The 18,700-nt window shown below is 59.7% G+C and carries 14 protein-coding genes and 1 riboswitch; of the genes, 10 read left to right on the top strand and 4 right to left on the bottom strand.

The window, feature by feature from the left end; translation table 11 throughout:
- Positions 1 to 57: 57 nt before the first annotated feature.
- Positions 58 to 996, bottom strand: coding sequence for a cation diffusion facilitator family transporter (locus FHR98_RS11645; RefSeq protein ID WP_183416867.1), 939 nt, complete (start codon positions 994 to 996; stop codon positions 58 to 60).
- A gap of 236 nt (positions 997 to 1,232) precedes the next feature.
- On the opposite strand from FHR98_RS11645, the gene FHR98_RS11640 reads away from it, so the two are divergent.
- Both FHR98_RS11640 and glxR read left to right on the top strand, forming a co-directional pair.
- Positions 1,233 to 1,520 carry a superoxide dismutase gene (locus FHR98_RS11640; protein WP_183416866.1) on the top strand — a complete coding sequence of 96 codons (288 nt, stop codon included), beginning with the start codon at positions 1,233 to 1,235 and terminating at the stop codon, positions 1,518 to 1,520.
- Positions 1,521 to 1,558: 38 nt separating this feature from the next.
- Positions 1,559 to 2,452, top strand: a complete 894-nt coding sequence (glxR, locus tag FHR98_RS11635; RefSeq protein WP_183416865.1) for a 2-hydroxy-3-oxopropionate reductase — start codon at positions 1,559 to 1,561, stop codon at positions 2,450 to 2,452.
- A 22-nt stretch (positions 2,453 to 2,474) separates the two neighbouring features.
- On the opposite strand, the gene FHR98_RS11630 is transcribed toward glxR, so the two are convergent.
- On the bottom strand, positions 2,475 to 6,668 hold the full coding sequence (locus FHR98_RS11630; protein ID WP_183416864.1) for a translocation/assembly module TamB domain-containing protein: 4,194 nt from the start codon (positions 6,666 to 6,668) through the stop codon (positions 2,475 to 2,477).
- A 29-nt stretch (positions 6,669 to 6,697) separates the two neighbouring features.
- Positions 6,698 to 8,560 (bottom strand): autotransporter assembly complex protein TamA, encoded by a 1,863-nt coding sequence (locus FHR98_RS11625; RefSeq protein WP_183416863.1) that lies wholly within the window; start codon positions 8,558 to 8,560, stop codon positions 6,698 to 6,700.
- A 224-nt stretch (positions 8,561 to 8,784) separates the two neighbouring features.
- A riboswitch (cobalamin riboswitch) is annotated at positions 8,785 to 9,007 on the top strand.
- An 87-nt stretch (positions 9,008 to 9,094) separates the two neighbouring features.
- Here FHR98_RS11625 and FHR98_RS11620 point away from each other — a divergent pair.
- The 5 genes from FHR98_RS11620 to FHR98_RS11600 all read left to right on the top strand — a co-directional run bounded on the left by FHR98_RS11620 (position 9,095) and on the right by FHR98_RS11600 (position 14,420).
- Positions 9,095 to 10,096 carry a FecCD family ABC transporter permease gene (locus tag FHR98_RS11620; RefSeq protein WP_183416862.1) on the top strand — a complete coding sequence of 334 codons (1,002 nt, stop codon included), beginning with the start codon at positions 9,095 to 9,097 and terminating at the stop codon, positions 10,094 to 10,096.
- Entirely contained in the window at positions 10,093 to 10,905 is an 813-nt protein-coding gene (locus tag FHR98_RS11615; protein ID WP_183416861.1) for an ABC transporter ATP-binding protein, read from the top strand. The genes FHR98_RS11620 and FHR98_RS11615 overlap by 4 nt, the downstream gene beginning before the upstream one ends.
- A complete protein-coding gene (locus tag FHR98_RS11610) occupies positions 10,902 to 11,996 on the top strand; it encodes an energy transducer TonB (protein ID WP_183416860.1) in 1,095 nt (364 codons plus the stop codon). Before FHR98_RS11615 ends, FHR98_RS11610 begins: the two co-directional genes overlap by 4 nt.
- A gap of 268 nt (positions 11,997 to 12,264) precedes the next feature.
- On the top strand, positions 12,265 to 13,212 hold the full coding sequence (locus tag FHR98_RS11605) for a calcium/sodium antiporter (protein ID WP_183416859.1): 948 nt from the start codon (positions 12,265 to 12,267) through the stop codon (positions 13,210 to 13,212).
- 89 nt (positions 13,213 to 13,301) lie between these two features.
- Positions 13,302 to 14,420, top strand: coding sequence for a glycosyltransferase family 4 protein (locus FHR98_RS11600; RefSeq protein ID WP_183416858.1), 1,119 nt, complete (start codon positions 13,302 to 13,304; stop codon positions 14,418 to 14,420).
- A 27-nt stretch (positions 14,421 to 14,447) separates the two neighbouring features.
- Here FHR98_RS11600 and FHR98_RS11595 read toward each other — a convergent pair whose 3' ends face one another.
- Positions 14,448 to 15,626 carry a YncE family protein gene (locus tag FHR98_RS11595; protein WP_183416857.1) on the bottom strand — a complete coding sequence of 393 codons (1,179 nt, stop codon included), beginning with the start codon at positions 15,624 to 15,626 and terminating at the stop codon, positions 14,448 to 14,450.
- A gap of 206 nt (positions 15,627 to 15,832) precedes the next feature.
- On the opposite strand from FHR98_RS11595, the gene FHR98_RS11590 reads away from it, so the two are divergent.
- From FHR98_RS11590 to FHR98_RS11580, 3 genes are all read left to right on the top strand, one after another.
- Complete coding sequence (locus FHR98_RS11590; protein WP_183416856.1) at positions 15,833 to 16,189, top strand: hypothetical protein; 357 nt, start codon at positions 15,833 to 15,835, stop codon at positions 16,187 to 16,189.
- Positions 16,186 to 17,634: a hypothetical protein gene (locus tag FHR98_RS11585; protein ID WP_183416855.1), complete on the top strand. Its 1,449-nt coding sequence runs from the start codon at positions 16,186 to 16,188 to the stop codon at positions 17,632 to 17,634. The genes FHR98_RS11590 and FHR98_RS11585 overlap by 4 nt, the downstream gene beginning before the upstream one ends.
- 99 nt (positions 17,635 to 17,733) lie before the next feature.
- Positions 17,734 to 18,681 (top strand): bifunctional riboflavin kinase/FAD synthetase, encoded by a 948-nt coding sequence (locus FHR98_RS11580; RefSeq protein ID WP_183416854.1) that lies wholly within the window; start codon positions 17,734 to 17,736, stop codon positions 18,679 to 18,681.
- The last annotated feature ends 19 nt before the right edge of the window (positions 18,682 to 18,700 follow it).

The following is an 18,700-nucleotide window of genomic DNA, read 5'->3' as shown; positions in this document are numbered from 1 at the left end:
CCTACCCTTTCTTGTTGACTCCTCGATGCTTTCACTAACACGAGGGGCCTGTGAGCGCTAGCGTTCCGAGGCGACCATGCGTTTATGATCGCCGTGCGATTGTACCTCTATAAAGATGCGGCGAACCTCAGGAAACTGTTGTTTGATCCGCCGCTCCAGGCGGAAAACCGTGCTTTCAACCTCGCCGACGGTTTGCCCGTCTCGGAAGTCGATGCTGACGGCCAGCAGCACATCTCGCGGTCCCAGATGCATCGAACGCAACTCGTTGAGGCGATTGACGGTCGGCTCGCTCCGTATGATGCGGGATACGCTATCGACCAAAGCTTTGTCGGCAGATTCGCCGATCAGGAGTCCTTTGCACTCGTAAGCCAGGAGCATCGCAACCACGGCCAAGATGATGCCAATTCCCACCGACGCGGCGCCGTCCAGCCAAGGCATGTTCAGGGCTTGCGACAGGTAGATGCCGACCAGCGCGACAATCAACCCAGCCATGGCGGCGCTATCTTCGAACAGGACCGTAAAGAGTGCCGGATCCTTGCTTTGACGCACGGCCTCCATCCAACCGCGGGTGCCTTTGGTGCGTTGGAATTCCTTGAAGGCCATTGTCCAGGCAACGCCTTCGAAAATGATGGCGGCGCCCAGGACTACATAATTGATGAGTGGATTTGTAATGGGATGCGGCTCAAGTATCTTCAAGATGCCTTCATAAAGCGAGACGCCCGATCCGACCGCAAATATCAGGATCGCCACCACGAAAGCCCAAAAGTAGAGTTCCATGCCGTAACCGAAGGGGTGGCGGTCGTCGGCTGGCCGCTTGGCGCGACGAAGACCATAGAGCAACAAGCCCTGATTGCCGCTATCCACCAATGAGTGAATGGCCTCGCTCAACATGGCGGAACTGCCTGTATAAAGGGCAGCGCCGAACTTCGTCACCGCGATCAGGAGATTGCCGACCAAGGCGGCATAAATAACTGTTTTGGAACCTGAAGCGGCCATCCTCACGAAACCTTCATTGGCTGGGTTTCCTCAAATCGTTTCAAGAGGCTTGCCCCTTGTGGTTCATATCGCCAGACTTTGACCCACATGTCAGCCGGGGGCAAGTTCAGCACGGCCAAACGGGTGAAGGGCCGGCAGCTCAAGAAGCCCTCGCGCTAACACGCACCTTTCGGGGTCAACATCCATTTCCAAGAGACCTAGCCTGGCGACGGCAAACAAGAGTAGGAGAAAATCAGATGAAAATCATTGTGATCGCGACGCGTGCGGATCGTCCCGCCGAGGAGTTTCAGCCATTGCTTGGGCCAGAGTCGAAAAAGGCACTGTCTTTGATGGCCGAAGACTTCGTGCGCGAGATTTACAGCCGTAGCGATGGCAAGGGCGCGGTCATGGTTTGCGAGGCAGCCAGCGAAGACGAAGCGCGTCAACGCCTGTCGGAGTTGCCGCTAGCTCAAAAGAATTTGCTTACCTTCGAGTTCTACCCGGTTGCGCCGTATCGCGGCATTGTCAACGCGGCAAACGCGTGAAGAGATATAGATCAGGTTTGATTCGAGGGAGATAGGACATGGCAAAAATCGGTTTCATCGGCTTGGGGATCATGGGAAGTCCCATGGCGGCCCACTTGCAAGATGCAGGGCATGAACTCTTTACGGTGACTCACCGAAGCCCGGTTCCCAAAGTCAATGCGGACAAGGGTGCGGTCAGTTGCGCCAGCGCCAAGGAAGTCGCGGAGAAATCGGAGATTATCATTTTGATGGTTCCGGATACCCCGCAGGTAGAGGAAGTGCTGTTTGGTGAATCCGGTGTGGCGGCGGGTCTGTCGAAGGGCAAGACCGTCGTCGATATGAGTTCGATCTCCCCGACGGCGACCAAGGATTTTGCCCGGCGTATCACGGCTACCGGCTGCGGCTATCTGGACGCGCCCGTGTCCGGGGGGCAGGTTGGGGCAGAGAACGCGGCGCTGACGATCATGGTGGGGGGCGCGCAGGAAACCTTCGACAAGATCAAGCCGCTTTTTGAGTTGATGGGAAAGAACATCACGTTGGTCGGCACGAACAATGGCGATGGTCAGACTTGTAAGGTCGCCAACCAGATCATCGTTGCTCTGAACATCGAAGCCGTCTCGGAAGCGTTGGTGTTCGCAGCCAAGGCGGGCGCCGATCCGGCCAAGGTGCGCGAAGCGTTGATGGGCGGTTTCGCATCATCGAAAATTCTGGAAGTTCATGGCGAGAGGATGATCAAGCGGACCTTCAATCCGGGCTTCCGGATCGAACTGCATCAGAAGGATCTCAATTTGGCGCTGCAGTCTGCACGCGAGCTGAATGTCAGTCTGCCAAATACCGCCACAGCCCAGGAGCTCTTCAATGCCTGTGCGGCCATGGGCGGCTCTGGGTGGGATCATTCTGGAATGGTGAAGGCCTTGGAAAAGCTGGCGAACAGCAAAGTTGCCGAGGATTGATCGCTTACCCGGCGGCAGCGCCTCAATAGTCCCACTCGAAAAGGACGCCGAGGTTGCTGCTGCCGCTTTGCTTGAGCTTGCTCTCCACCGAGATGTTGGGCGTTACTTCCAGCTCAACACTGACCCCGCTGCTGCGCGGGTCGGCCCCTTGCTCCACACCCAGGAAAAGATCTTCGGATAGATAGGTGCCGGCCTCGACGCTGGGCCCTGCGTTTTCGCTTCCACCGTCAACCCGCAAGACATCGACACCCAATCCCTGGCGGATGGAATCCATGAGATCGACACCGCCGGTTTTCCCGGATAGCTGCCCGACAGCAGAGGCCAGTTGCAGAGCTTCCACCGCGCTCAGCTCGCTGCCGCGTTTGTTGAACAGAACCCGCGCGAGTATTTCATCCTGCGGCAGCGTAGGCACAGAGCTCAATTCCACTTCGATGGCGTCGCTGGGGCCAAAAATCTTGGCGATGACTTGCAGGCCATCAGTCTTGTATTCCGCCGTCAGGTCAATCACCGGCGGCGCGCCGGGACGGTTGGGCAGCCGGATGGTGCCTTTGGTTATCTTGAAAATCTTGCCGGCGATGGTCATCTGGCCGCGCACCACTTCCAGACTGCCGATGACGGAAGGCTCGCTAAGCTTGCCAGAGACGTCGAAGCCGCCGGACCATTCTGAATCAAGCCCTCTACCACGGACAAAAACTTGACGAGGCAGCTCGACATTCAGCGCAAGCTGCATGTCGGCAAACAGGCGGGGACCTTGGTTGGCTGCTTCAACCGGTGGCGGCGCATTGCGGTCTATGACTTCCAGGTCCACCACTTCGGCGGGCAAATCGTTGGCGATGGAAACATCCACCAAATCGCTGGCCAGATCACCTTCCAGAATCGGGTCGACCAGACTGCCCCGCAAGGTGAGGTCGCCGGAGATCGTGGCCTTCAAATGATCCTGCTTTACCAGATCCATGCGACTCAGCTCGGCGGCGAGGGATACCGGGTAGCCACGTTCCGGCTGGAGTTCGACGTTACCCGTTGCCGACAGCGTCCCCGAACTGCCATCGCTCGCTGTCAGGGTCTCCAAAATGATTCGATCACCATTGAACCTGAGCGCTGCTGTCAGGTCCTGGAGCAGGGTGCCTTGCTCCAGATTCTCGTAAAAGCCTCCGTCTAGGTTCAAGCTGCCATCCACGCGCGGTGAGGCAAGCGTGCCGGAAAGCCGTGCATCGAGTCTGGCCCGGCCGCCCATGCGTTGGTTGGCAGGTCCGAAGATATCGACGAAGGGGGCAAGATCGCCTGCCCAGGTCATTTCGCCGGTGAGCTGCCCGGTCTGAGGCAGGTCGGCGGACAAACTCGCCATGTTCACCCGGAAAGGCAAACTGACCCTTGCCGTCAAGGGATCTTCGGCGAAGCCGGTTGCTTCGACATTCATGTCGAGGGTTTTCCCGTCGAGCCGCCCCGCAAGCGTAGCCCGTAGGGGGTTCAGGCGTTTTTCCGCCGAAAACTTCAGATCGCTGGCTGAAACATCGATGGTGCCTGTTGCCATCGGATTGCCGCTTACCTTGACCTTGGCGTCGAGGCGACCGGCAACGCCTGCGTCGGGAGAAACCAACTCCATCAGTTCCAACGGCAGATTTGCGATCTGCGCGTCGAGATCGCCACCGCGTGCGCTCTTGGTGAAGGTGACGGCGAACCTGGCGTCGTCCAGCGCCAGTTCCGGTGCGGCGAGCCGAATTCCATTTTCCGTGATCCGCAGGTCCACGGGCTGCATGATTGAAAGAACCTGACCGGCCAATTCCAGGCGGCCCGTTTGAGCGACGACTCGCGGTTGGCCGCCAGCGAGCTCACTGGCCCGGGCTTCGAGTGTCAGGGCAAGGGGCTGCTGTTTGCTGGCCAGTGGTTGGGTCCCCTTGGCGTCCAGGCGCAGATCAAGTTTTTCCGCTGTTCCTTTGGCCGTTAGGCGTGCCGTTTCCAGCGTGGTGTCGGACGCTGCAATGCCCGATAAATCGAGTGTGAACGACCCGCCGGGGTTGCCGAGCAAATCTGTCAAGCGGGCCTCGAATATCGCCGATTCGATCGTTTGTGACGGGGCCAGCACCAGTTGATCCAGTCTACCGGCGGCTTGCAGTTCGGGCGCAGCGGTAGAGCCGGCGAGGGTGATTTTCATCTGACCGCTACCTTGAAGCTGCGGCAATCCGGCGAGGGCGCGCCAGTGTTTGGCGTCGGCAACGCTGAGCGTGACATTCCCCTGGGGCAAGGTCGCGTTCGCCGGCAAGATAAGAGAGCCGGCAGCCTCCAACCCGGGGAGGGAGGCGGTAAAGCGGCTGCCGGGTTGTGCGATACTCCCCAGAAGCTGTCCGTCAATCGTGAAACCACCTTCGATTGGTAGGCCGAGGTCGACGGCCAGCCTGGAAATATCGGCGATGGAAACTTTGTAGTTTCCGCCCAATTCATCGAAATCCGCGCCAAGCAACAAACTTCCGCCGACCGAAAGATTTGCTGCACTTAAAGCAAGATTGGAAAGCGCCACGCCGCTGTCCGCACCAAAGGAAAAGTCGGTGGCAAGGACGAGACTGTCTTCAATGAGCGCGCCCAACTGCGGTTGGTCTATTGCAGAGAAATCCGAGATATCCAGCTTTGCCTGCCCTTTGGCGCCGCTTCCATCGAGCGGGCCGGTGACCTTCGCGGTCAGCAGGGCCGATCCGGTCAGCGCTTGTCCGGCCATTGCACCCAGCGGTGCGATATCCGGTATCTCGGCTTCGAGCGAAAGGTCGGCGTCACCCCCATTCAAGGGCAGAACGCCGCTCGCACGCGCATCGAGGAGAGCGCCTTGAAGGTGCAGGCGCGAAAGGGTCAGCACCAGTGCATCGCCATTGAGTTCACCTGCGACCTCAAGGCTTGGGCTGCCGCCGAGAAGCACACCTGGCTGGGGCATGTCGGGCAGCGCGAGACCCTCCAGTTTGACGACTCCTGATAACGCCAAGTGCTTGCTTTCCGGGTCCAGAAGTTGACTGTCGAGAACAAGGTTCGCCGAGGTCGCGCTCGGCCCGGTCCCAGGATGCTGCAGCAGGCGGAGTCCCGAGATACTCGCTTCCAGATGCAGGGCCGGTGCCGTCAGTAGCCCGGTCTGCGAAAAGACGAATGCGAGGCTGTCCAACTGGACATCGGGGGCCAGTTTGGTCAACGCACTTGCGTCGACCAGATTAACGCTACCTTCCAGCGCAGCTTCCAGACTCGTCAAATCGACGCTCCCGGTTACGCGCGCGGCGGCCACGGGCCCGGCAAGGACGAAGCGCTTGATCTCAAGTCGGTCGCTTTCCGGGAGTTGTAGTTGCAAGGTGAATTCCTGATGGCCGGGCAACAATTCTGCCGCTGCGCTGCCGGCGGTGAGCGGCAGGTCCAAGAGCCCGTCGAAGGCAACCTCAAGTACGTCGTGCGAACTGATCAGAAGGGTTCCGTCCAGCGTAGCCTGCCCCTCCAGCGAAGCCGCGATTTCTCCTTTCCATTCCGTGAGGGGGGCGTCGCCGGTCAGATGCAGCGCGACAGCCGGTAAGGCGGGATCCCCCGCAAGCTTGGCGATCAACCCGCCGCTGCCTTCAGAGGCGTCAAGAGAGAGGCGCAACCTGCCGCTGCCGATCGAATAGGCGGCATCGGCCTTGACGCGTAGATCGCCGTCCAGACGCTGCAGGTCGAGGAAAGAGGTCAATTCGCCCGGTTCGCGGCCCTTCAATCGACCGGAAAGTGAGAGCGATGCCGCTTCACCGATAACATCCTGGCCGAGATCGATCTGCGCGATTACCAACCTGTCGATCTGAAAACCGAAAGGGAGGTCAGGAATGGATAGCTCGTTCCTGGTTTCCTGCTCGTCGGCGGTTGCAGCAGGTAATCTCGCAAGCGAAAGCGTCCCTGCCTCAAGAGAGGAGATTTCCAGGCGACGAGAGAAGAGGGCATCGACTTGCCATTCCAGGCGCAGCCGATCGAGACCCAACCAAGTGCCATCGGGATCGGCTAGCGAAAGACCGGTAACCTCCAGGCTGGAGAAGGGGTCGCCGTTCAAGGCTGCGATGCGGAGTTCCATTTCGCCGGGGGTCGAGGCGGCTTCTTCAATGGTCGTCTTCAGCCACGCAAGCCCCTCCGCGCTGCGAAGCCAATAGGTCGCAGCGGCAATCGCGGCGGTTACCACGAGCAGCGGCAACAACAGCAGCAGGATAAACAGGCGAATTCGGCGCAAGGATTTCCCTTCCGTCAGCGGCCCCGATGTCAGAACGCCTGACCGAGGCTGATGTAGAATGCGTAATTGTCATCGCTGTCCCGCTTGTTCAACGGTACGGCGAAATCAAAGCGGATCGGGCCGACGGCTGTGTGGTAGCGCAATCCAAGCCCGGCGCCCCAGCGAAACGGCTCACTACCGCTCGGCATTGTGTTGCTGGAGACCATACCGCCATCCAAGAAGGGTACCACACCTATGTCCTTGGTGACGCGCAGGCGAAATTCCGCATTTATCTCGGCCACCGATTTTCCGCCGAGCGGATCATTGCTCGCATCGAGCGGGCCGACGGATTGGAAGGCGTAGCCGCGCACTGAACCGCCGCCGCCAGCGTAGAAACGCTTGGAAGCAGGCAGTTCCCCGGCGGTTGCGCCGAAAGCGCTGCCTAGCCGGCCGCGCAAGGCAAAGACGTAACGGCTGTCTTCGTCCAGGGCGTGATAGGTTGAAGCGTTGATTTCCGTCGAGGTGAAGGAAAAGCTCTCTTCAATGGTCGCGAAGTAGGGCGTCAGCACGACACCCAACCGCTGGCCATGCGTCGGATCGAGCAAATTGTCAGTGCCGTCGTATTGTGCGGCCATCGGCACGCCGACAAGCCCCAGTGTACGGGCTTCCGTATTGCGGGCGTCGGTGCTTTGCTCAAACTCAAGACTGCCGCCAAGGCTGTAGGTCCAATCCTCGCCCCAGGTGCGTTCCAGGCCAAGGTAGGATGTTATCGCCTTCGATTCGAAAGCGTCGGTGTCCTCGCGGATAAAGCCCCCCTCTGCGAGCAGGGTTTGATCCTCGCCCAGGAACCAGGGCTTGCGCAGACGGCCCGTCAGACTTTGCTCCAGAAGCGAGCCTTTTGCCTCAAGGGTCAAACGCTCGCCGGCGCCGAAAAGGTTGCGGTGCTGCCAGCGCGCCGAGCCACCCGGTCCATCGATGGAATCGAAATTGAGCGAGAATCCGATAGTCCGTTGAGGCCGTTCTTGGACCACCACCTCGACGGGCAGTTTGTGATCCGTGACCTCGGCGGCTAACGGCTCCATGGTCACGCTGTCGAACAGCTCGCTGGACATGAGATTGCGTTCACTTTCGTCCAATAACTGCTCGTCGTAGAGCGCGCCGTCCTGCCAGACGATCAGGTGCCGCAAATAGCTTTCATCAATGCTCTCGACCCCATTGAAGCGGACCTCGCCAAATTTGTGCGGCTGACCACTATCCAGGTACAATTCCACAGACAGAATCTGCTTGTCGTGTTCGACATAGACCTTGCGGTCGGTGACTTTGGCGAAGGGGAAGCCCTCGCGACGCAGCATCTGTAAAAGCTTGGTTTGGGCTGAGGCAATAGTCGGCGCGTGGGCACGTCGTCCCAGGCCCAGTCCCAAGTCCTCCAGACGTTGCTCGTAAGCTGCGCCGGGCTGATTCTCGGCTTCATCAATGATCTTGTATTCCGCCAGTCGGTAGGTTGGGCCACGCTCGATGGAGATGATCACGGCAGCCGGGTCGCCCTCCGAAATCTCATAGGACAGTTTGCTGTCGTAGTAGCCTTCCGAACGGAGCGTCTTCGAAAAGCGCTCGATGTCGTTGTCGATACGCCGTCGCAAACCACCGCGGGTTTGCGGCCGTTGATCCTGAAGCGATAGCAGTTGTGAGGTTTGCTGGATAAGCTCTTCGAGTTTTTTCGACTCCTCCAGGCCTGTGATCGTCACACTGTAGGATTCGCCGCCCGTACTTTCCTCGGTATCCGTGTTGGTGTTGACGTTCGCAGGGTCGCTCGCCGGCTTGGCCAGATCATCGGCGATGTTCGGGGCGCCGACCAAAGAGAGATCGCGTTCCTCAGCCGACAGGGTTTGCGCGGCTCCGAGAAGAACCAGCACGGCCAGACTAGCAAGGTATGTGAACCGGTAAGCGTCGATAGTCTATCTCTCCCCTGGTTCTGCGCCCTTCAAGGCAATAACAAACAATTGCGGCAGAAATGCCTCTTTCCCACGGAAAGGGATTCCGTGGGAACCGTTAATTTAGAGGCATATGAGGCAAAGGCAAAAATGTCGGCGAATTTCCGGTCGTTCTCGCTTCGTTGACAGCTTCAGGGCAAGTCACGATACTGCGCGGAAGTTTGGGTTTTGCCTCTTTTTCGATGTGATGAGAAAGGGGCTTACGGGAACGCGGTGCCATTCCGCGGCTGCCCCCGCAACTGTAAGCGGCGAGCAGCACTGCCAATCGGCCACTGGTATAGCTTCATGAGACGGCGAAGCGACTGGGAAGGCGGCAGTGCTGGCTGTGACCCGCAAAGTCAGGAGACCGGCCCAAATGAAGCGTCACCCACCTGACGAACGGGGTGTTTCGACAGGGCGGTCAGCCGTAGCGGTGGCGCACCGAAAGGTGTAGGGCTGATAGCGACGGGTGCTTTGATGGCAGAGGGGTCGACCTCCTCCTCAGGTATATTGTATCTGGTGTTGCTGCTGCTTGTGTTCCTGGCGGCGGTGGCTTCGCTTGCTATAGGCCCGGCCGATATAGGTCCCCTGGATCTTTGGCGGGGCCTGCTTGGCGGTGACGAACGGGTCGTCATAATCCTTGGCGAGTTACGTCTGCCCCGCACGCTTCTTGCCTTGCTGGTTGGCGGCAGCCTCGGGCTGGCTGGCGCCGCGCTTCAAGGTTATCTCCGCAACCCCCTGGCGGAACCGGGGATCATCGGCGTTTCAGCCGCGGCATCCCTGGGCGCCGTTCTAGCCTTCTATTTCGGGCTTGCGGGGCAACTTGCGGCTTTGTTGCCGGTGGCGGGAATTTTGGGGGCCGGGGCGGCTGTGCTGCTGGTCCAGCTTTTGGCGGGGCGGCAGGCCGGTAGCGTGACCCTGATCCTGGCAGGCGTTGCCGTGAGCGCTTTTGCCTCGGCCCTGACGTCGCTCGCTTTGAACCTGGCTCCAAGTCCCTTTGCCGCATTGGAGATCGTATTCTGGCTGCTCGGCTCACTCGCCGATCGAAGTTTCCCGCAGTTGTGGTTGGTGTTGCCCTTTATTCTCGTGGGTTGGCTTCTGCTGCTGTCCACGGGCCGTTCGCTCGATGCCCTGACGCTTGGCGAGGACGCAGCGGCTTCTTTGGGGGTCGACGTCGCGCGCTTGCGCTGGCGTTTGGTGGGCGGTACCGCATTGGCTGTTGGCGCGGCTACGGCGGTCGCCGGGGCTATCGGCTTCGTCGGCCTTGTGGTGCCGCATCTGCTGCGGCCCTTCGTTGGCCAGCGGCCCAGCCGTCTTCTTCCCGCTAGCCTGCTTGGTGGAGGTCTGCTGCTTCTCGCCGCCGATCTGGTGGTACGGCTCTTCTCGAACGGGCAGGAGTTGAAGCTGGGCGTGGTGACGGCCCTGATCGGAGCGCCGTTCTTCCTTTGGCTTGTGCTGCGACAGAGGAGGGCACTATGACCCTTCTGGAATCCGATCAAATCTCTGTTGAACTTGCCGGGCGGAGTGTGCTTTCGCAGGTCTCACTGGCGCTGCACCCCGGCGAGGTTCTGGGATTGATCGGCCCAAACGGCGCGGGAAAGACGACCTTCCTGCGCGCTTGCGTCGGCTTGCTGCCGCTGAGCGCGGGTACGGTGCGGTTTGCCGAGCGCCCGGTTGAAACCTGGGATCGTACTTTTCTGGCGCGTGATCTTGCCTACCTGCCGCAGGCTGCCGAGGTCCACTGGCCGCTTCCGGTTCGCGACGTGGTTGCTTTGGGGCGCTTGCCGCACCAGACGGGTTGGGGTCGTGATCCCGAGGGTGAGGCCGCGGTGGCCGAGGCTATGCAGCTCGGCGATGTAGAGAACCTTGCCGGGAGAATCGCAACGGAGTTGTCGGGTGGCGAGCGTGCCCGTGTGATGCTGGCCAGAGCGCTAGCCGGGCGACCCAAGATGCTGCTTGCGGACGAGCCGGTCGCCGGACTCGACCCTTATCACCGTCTGGAGATGATGGAGTGCCTGACCGTTTTGGCTGGTCGAGGGATGGGTGTGGCCGTGGTCCTGCACGATTTAACCCTGGCCGGGCGCTTTTGCGACCGCGTTGCACTGTTCAATCAGGGCCGCCTTGTCGCGGAAGGTGATCCCAGGACGGAAATGACCGCTGCCCGCTTGGCGGAGATTTACCGGGTCGAGGCGCTGACAGGCGAGCAGGGAGACCGCTTCTTTGTTGTTCCTTGGCGCAGGTTGGACGGCGGGCGCTCGGAAAGCGCCGAGGGTGGGAAAGCACGATGACCCAAGTGGTGCGGCATGGTGTAAGTCTGGAAGCTGCGGTGGAGCGGCCTTTGTTGCCGACGGCGATCGTTTCGTCAGGCCGTCTTGCGGGCGTACCAACCTTGATCACGGCATTTCTGTCATTGCTGCTGCACGGCGTCGCCTTGGCCGCGCTCATCGGATGGAGTGGCAGCGCTCAGGTTGAGATGGGGGACATTCAGACCATCGAGGTGTTGTTGGTTGAGAGTGCTTCGCCGACGTCTGAAGGGCGGGAGATGCCCTCGCAGCGCGAGGCACAGAATGAACGAAATGCGGAAAAAACACCCAGTGCTCCCTACGCCGTGCCGCCCCAATCGCGGTTCAGCCGCCCAACCTTGGCGACAAAACCGGACGATGTGGCGGCGACGCAGTCGAGCGTTGCCAAGGTCGTGGACCCGGTCACACCACCGGGATCCATGCCTGAACAGGCGTCGCCCCTTTCTAGCGATATCCTATCCTCGGAGCCGCCTGTGACGGTTCATCCTGAAGCGCCGTTGCCTCGGCCATCGCCAAGCTCGGCAGAAAAACCTCAGGAAGCTTCCCTCGCAAAGGCCTTGCCCAACCCGCCGCCGATCAAACCGGCTCCGCCTCTAGATGCCGGTGTCGCTTATCAACAGGCGCTCACGCCGAGGGCCCCGATAGAAGAACCTCGGGAGCAACCCGGCGACAGACAAACGGCAGCTTTGCCCGATCACTCAGCCACGTTGGACGCAAAGCAAAATGTGGGACCGGGAGACAATGTCGACCCGATTGGTAGCCTGGCTTCCTCGGACGGCAAGGCTGTCGGCGGTGCTGGCGGCAGCTTGGCGGTCGCGGCGCCAGGCAATCGACCCCCCGCTTATCCGAACATCGCCCGCCGTCGCGGCCAGGAAGGGCTTGTGCTGTTACGTGTGGAAGTCACGCCCGCCGGTCAGGTGGCCGCGGTGCAGATCGCAACCAGCAGCGGGCATTCGATCCTGGACCGGGCGGCTGTCGATGCGGTGGAAGATTGGCGGTTCCAACCCGCGGTGCGGGCTGGCCAAAGCATAGCAGCGACGCTTGAAATACCCGTTCGGTTTCGCCTGACCGACTAGGCGCGGAAAGGAGGTTTGACTTCCTTCGCGCTGGAATTTCGCGTGATAAGGCCGATGCGCCGCCGTTTCTCCCCGGCCGGCAAATTTAACTAAGCCCTTGCAATCACGCAGCGCGGTCCAATATGACGCGTCATTGCCTTCCGGTGATAGCTCGGGTGAAAAGTCCTCGTATAATGCGCCAATTGTTGCGTTTATCTGTATACGTTTGGCTCCGGTACCCGGATAGCCCATCGGGGATAGAATTGCTGCAGCACGAGCCTATCATTCCATGAGTTATTTTCTGGTCGGAGCAGGTTTGGTTCTCCTCTTTGTCGGAGGCGAAGCACTCGTTCGTGGTGCGGTTGTGCTGGCCCGAGCGCTGGGCGTTTCACCGCTTTTCGTCGGTGTGGTTATCGTAGGATTTGGAACGTCGGCGCCGGAGTTCGTGGTTTCGGTCGAGGCGGCCTTGGTGAACAAGCCGGACATTGCCGTAGGCAATATCGTCGGCAGTAACATCGCCAATCTCCTGCTTATTCTTGGCGTTGCCGCCGTTATTTATCCGATGCCCGCACGCTTCAATCAGATCTGGCGAGAGGCGCTGGCCGTATTGTTCGGTGCGCTGCTGCTGATACCGCTCGGCTATATGGGAATCATCGTGTTCTGGCAGGGCATTGTCATGTTGGCGTTGCTTACTGCGTTCCTGGTCTACACCTATTGCAGGCAGAGCCGTCAACCGATGGCCGAGGAAGAACTGCTCGATGAGATGCGCTTGCCAAGCAAGTCGACGGCGGCGAATCTGGGTGTGGGTACCGTTGTCTCCGCAGCCGGAATTGCGACGTTGGTGCTGGGATCGAATTTGCTGATCGAAGGTGCCATAGACATCGCGATGCAGTTTGGTATCTCCGAGGCCGTCGTTGGTCTTAGCCTGGTTGCGGTGGGGACGTCCCTGCCGGAGTTGGCAACCTCGATTGTCGCCGCCATCCGCCGGCATTCCGATGTGGCGCTTGGAAATGTCCTGGGCAGCAACATCTTCAATGTTTTTGCCATACTGGGCGCGGCGTCCCTGATTACGCCCATCCCCTTTTCTCCGGAAATAGCGCAGGTCGATGTCTGGATCTGCATTGCCTCGACGCTTCTGGTGGGAGTCTTGATTCTGAGCGAGAAGCGCTTGTCACGGAGCGAGGGAAGTCTCCTTCTCGCCGCCTATGCGGGCTACATCATTTATCTCTACAGCTAAGCGCGAGAGCGGTTTCCTGTTTCCCCTTGGCGACAGAGCCGTTATCTCTGCCTGAGCTTGGCGGCGCGCCTGGCGAAGTCGAGGTATGAATGGTGCGAAGGCTAATCTTTCTGGTTCCAGATGCAGGATACTTTTTGGGCCATCGCCTGGCATTGGCGAAAGCGGCGCGCGCGGCCGGGTGGGAGGTTGAGGTGGCCACGGCCCCCAACGCCCGGCAAGCGGAGATCGCCGCATTGGGGTTTGTCGTCCACTCACTGCCTTTCCGCCGTCATGGCCGCAACCTCCTTGGCGCCTTTTTGTCGCTGGCGGCAATCTGGCGTCTTTACCGCACCCGGCGTCCGGATCTGGTGCACCACGTGACGTTGAAGGCTGTCGTCTTGGGCGGCCTTGCGGGCCGCTTGGCCCGGGTTCCGGCGATGGTTCATGCCGTGACGGGCCTGGGCTACCTTTTTACCGCCGAGTCCTGGGATTGGCGGTTGCTGCGCTGGCCGGTGAAACTTGCGGTTTGTCTGGCGACGCCTGCACAGGCCAGGCTGTTGACCGAACATTCAGGCGACCGGGCTCTTCTTGCCTGGACGCCGGGTCTGCGCGCCCGCGCCCGTGTTATCGACGGATCGGGCGTGGATACCGAAAGCTTCGCTCCGGCGCCGCTGCCCAAAGGCCCCACTCGGTTTCTTCTTGCTTCCAGGCTTCTTAAGTCGAAGGGCATAGAAAGCTATGCCGCTGCCGCGGCCGAGCTTCGGGCAGCCGGTGTCAGGGCTGAGTTTTTGTTGGCCGGCGATCTGGATTCAGGACATCCGGACGGACTGGAGCGCGCCCTGCTGGAGCGGTGGGAAAGCATGGGCACGATTGAATGGGTCGGTTACTGCGCCGACATGCCGAGCCTTTTGGCTTCGGTTCATGCGGTGGTCCTGCCGAGCGCCTACGGCGAAGGCATCCCGCGCTGTCTGCTCGAAGGCGCTTCAGTTGGCCGAGCTTTGATCGCCAGCGAACTGCCCGGTTGCCGGGCCATCGCCCAGGATAAAAGAAACGGTTTCATCGTGCCCTCGGGCAATATCCCGGCCCTGGCGGCTGCGATGGGAAAGCTCGCGGGCGACAAAGATCTCCTTGCGCAATTTGGCAAGGCCAGCCGGGATTTGGTTTTGGAGCGTTTCAGCGACGCCCAAATTACCGCTGCGACCCTGGAGGTTTATCGCGAGATTACGTGAACCTCCAGGGTGCCAGCGTGAGCCCGGTCAGTGTCCGGCTAAGTGATTCCATTCAGGCAACAGTACGATCGAGTTGGGATTGAAGCCCGCATTCTTCAGGGTATCCATCGACCCCAGGACCTTATGCTGCTGAAGGTCTATGACCGTGACGGCGCCATCGCTCATGCCCGGGAGGTTCAGTAGGGCATTCTGCACAAAGCCGTACTTCTCGTCCTTGGTGATGGCAACGTGATGAGCACCCTCTCCGGCGGGAAGGCTTTCGATCAAGCTCGGCTTGCCGGGGTCCATTCCGACATCGAAGACATGGAGATGCCCTGGCTTGGCAGTCGTTACGTAGAGCCGGTCGCCTGCATCGTTGAAGTACATCTCAAGGGGCACGCCTGCCTCCAGCGAAGCGAAATCGAAGACCTGCTCCGACTTGAAGTCCTGTGAGCCCTCGTCCCAGGTCATGGTCCAGAGCGTTCCGCCGAACATATTGGTGACGTAGGCTATTGGAGGTTCTGCTCCTGGGACAAAAAGAATCTCCACAGGGGCTTCTCCGGACCCCTCGGGCTTCATCGAAAGCCGGTGTGATCCCAGCGGTTGATAGGTCGTTGCATCGACGACAGAAACAACTTCATCAGGGCTCTTCAGGTCGCCGCTGATCGTGCTGGTGACCAGAACCCGATTGGATTTGCTGTTAACTGCCAGACCATGCGGATAGGTGCCCGGCAGCTTGATCTCCGCCAAAACTTCATCGTTGGAGACGCGACCTACGAAGACGTTGGCAGAGTTCATGCAGGTCGTGAACCACCGCTCGTTGGTTTCGTCAAAAATGACATCCTCCGCCATCTGACAACCCTCCAGCGCGATGGGCTTCAAGCGATAAGGATAGCGCTGCATGTCCATCACCATCAGCGAGGGCTGTGCAAGTGAGGTTACGTAGGCTTTGGTCATGGTCCTGTCGTAGAAGATATGATGGACCACCTGATCGGCGGGCATGGGAATGTCCATGATGATCTTGCCGAAGGAACCGGACCCCGGATCGACATCGATAATCGCTATTCCCTCTCGCCGCTCGCCCGGTCCGGATAGCTTTAGCGCTTTCAGCGAGTCCGCTGTCTTGCTCTCGTAGTTCATCATGGCGAGAATTTCAGCTTGCGTGGATGTTCCGCTCAGAAGCATTGCTGCAATGCCAAGCGCTGTTGTCATCGTAAGAACTTTCATAGGAACTCTCTCCCTAGTAGGTGAAACGCCCCGAGTGTTGTTCTTGATGTGATCGCCGCTTAGCCTTCGGGGGCTGCTCGGCTGAGAGCCTCTCATGCAGTTTTTTGAATTACTCAGCTCGACAAATCTTCTGCCACCAACCCGGTTTCGTCAATTAGAATGCCCGTTACAGCAGACTCTATTTACGATCGAAAGGACGTTAAGGTTTGAACCGAAAGTTGATTTCAGGCTTTCTGTTGAGTTCCACCCTGCTGGTTGTGGCGGCGACGGCGCTGGCTGACACGCGCAGCTTTGCGCTGCAGGCTGTCGGCGGCGCTTTGAGCGAAGGAGGCGATACCATCACCGTCAATCAGGATGATTCCGTCTCACTATCGCTTGTGAGCGATAAAGCGTTGATCGTTCATCTGCACGGTTACGACCTGGAATATGCGCTGCAGGCCGGAACGCCACTGCAGATTGACCTGCCGAGCCATCTCACCGGACGTTTCCCGGCCGAGATCCATCACTATGACGGCGGTCATGGCAAGGGCGTCCTCTTTTATTACGAAGTCTATCCAAAATGATGCGCCGCACTTGGCTTTGGATAGCGGCCGCTCTTGTCCTGTCGTTGCGTCCGACGGACGCAATCGCCCATGCATTTGGGGGCCGTTATGACCTGCCCCTGCCTATTGGTTTCTACCTCTTTGCCGCCGGCACGGCGGTTGCCATCACCTTCCTGATACTGACTGTCATCGGGCGGCCGCGTAGTTCGCCAGAACCTTTGGAATATCCTCTGGTGTCGGATTGGGGTTTTGGCGAGATGCTGGCGGGGTTGGTTCTGCCGGTCCGTATCCTGGGGGTCGGCATTTTTCTATTCGCGCTGTCGGTTGCTTTTTTCGGCGACCCATCGCCAACGCGAAACTTTGCCACCTTGATCGTGTGGGTCATCTGGTGGGTTGGCTTTGCCCTGTTCACGGCCTTTGTCGGCAACATTTGGAATGCCCTTAACCCTTGGTCAGCGCTTTTCTCCTGGAGCCGTATCGCGGATTTCGTGGCGCCGCGCGCTTTGCCGGATTGGCTCGGGGTTTGGCCGGCGGTGCTAATGTTCCTGGGGTTTGCCTGGGCGGAGATGATCGGCGATTTCGGTGACGATCCGCGTCGCTTGGGGTGGTTGATACTAGCCTACAGCGCCATGACTTGGCTTGGCATGGCGCTCTACGGGCGGCAGGTTTGGCTGGATCGGGTCGATCCGTTTCATCGCTTCTTTAACCTGCTCGGGCGTTTTGGCTTCATGGGTCGATCCATAGAGGACCCGGGTGCCTTCGCGGTCGTCCGTTTGCCCGCCCAGGGATTGCTCGGCGACCCCCCAAGAGAGGTCTCCGGCGTTGTGTTCGTCATGGCCGTGCTCGCCACGGTCACCTTCGACGGCTTCTCCGAAACACCGCTTTGGGTGGACTTATTGCAGTGGTTTGCCGAAAGCGCGGAGGTCAGGCCCTGGCTTCTTGTTGCCGTCCGGGCCGATATAGAGCCTTTGACTGCGATCAAGACGCTGGGTTTGTTGGCCGCGCCGCTGATTGTCACCGGCTTCTATGTCCTGACCTGCTGGATATCAGCGCGTCTGGCGGGCGGTTTGACCACGATGCAGTTGGTCCGCGGCTTTGCCCATACGCTGCTGCCGATCGCCATTGCCTACCACCTTGCGCACTACTTCTCCTATCTGGCGCTCGCCGGGCAGTACGCAATTCCCCTGATTTCCGACCCCTTCGGCCTGGGTTGGAACGTTTTTGGCACCCGAGATTATGTCATCGACGTTAGCGTCATGAACGCCAAGGCGGTCTGGTACCTGGCCATCACCTCCGTCATATCCGGGCATGTAATTTCAGTCGTGCTGGCCCACTACGAGGCGCTGCGCCAATTTCCGAATGATGACAAGGCAATCCGCAGCCAAACGCCGATCACAATAATGATGATCGGCTTTACCATGGCATCGCTGTGGATACTCGCTCAGCCGGTCGTCGTCTCACCCTAGAAAGTTTGCGCGTCGGGTCTGTTCACCTGTGGCGCCAGCGGCTATGGTGCGGCGCGCCAGAGGTGGCGGGCAAGTCAATGGATTTGGTGATCGGACTGGATGGCAATTTACAGGCATAGCGAACGTTTGCCGCAAGAAGCACGCAAGGGCGTGGTGGCGATCGGGAACTTCGACGGCTTGCATTTGGGGCACCAGGTATTGCTAGGCGAGGCAAGAACACGCGCTGCAGCTCTGGGCGTTCCAAGCCTTGTCCTGACATTTGAGCCACATCCGCGTTCCATTTTTCAACCCGACCTGCCGCCCTTTCGGTTGACGCCATTCCGCATCAAGACCCGCACGCTCGAGGCGTTGGGTATTGATCACATGGTGGTGGCGCATTTTGACACGGCTTTTGCCTCCATCAGCGCCGAGGACTTCATCCAGCACATCCTGGTCGAGGGTATGGGGGTTGGGCATGTGGTCATTGGTTGGGACTTCTGTTTTGGTAACAAGCGCCAGGGCAACGCTGCGCTGCTGCGGGCCAAGGGAGCGGAATTGGGTTTCGGCGTGACGGTGGTCGAGCCGGTGCGCGACGGTTCGACGGCGATCTATTCCTCCAGCCTGATTCGTCAGGAACTGCAAGCTGGGCGACCGGATTTCGCTGCGCGTCTATTGGGCCGCCCCTTCGAGATCGAAGGGCGCGTCGAAAAAGGCAAGCAGCTTGGCCGCACCTTGGGCTTTCCAACCGCTAATGTCAGGCTGGACGATTATCTGGAACCGGCGCATGGCATTTACGCCGTGCGTGCCGGTATCGACGCAGGCGGGGCGACGCGCTTCATCGATGGGGTGGCCAATCTGGGGCGCCGTCCGACCGTCGCGGGAAAGGACACACTGCTGGAGGTTCATCTCTTTGATTGGTCCGGTGACCTCTATGGCAAACATCTAAGGGTTCAATTGATTTCTTTCCTGCGCGCGGAAGAGAATTTCGACAGCCTGGAGGCTATGACGGAGCAGATGCACCGCGATGCGGCCTTGGCCCGAGCGCGATTGGGGCAAGGGGATGCTTGACCCGGCCCCGCGCATGACT

Origin of the sequence: Limibacillus halophilus, from assembly GCF_014191775.1 — a bacterium.
Classification (GTDB): domain Bacteria; phylum Pseudomonadota; class Alphaproteobacteria; order Kiloniellales; family CECT-8803; genus Limibacillus; species Limibacillus halophilus.
This window is presented reverse-complemented; position numbering and strand designations above follow the sequence as displayed.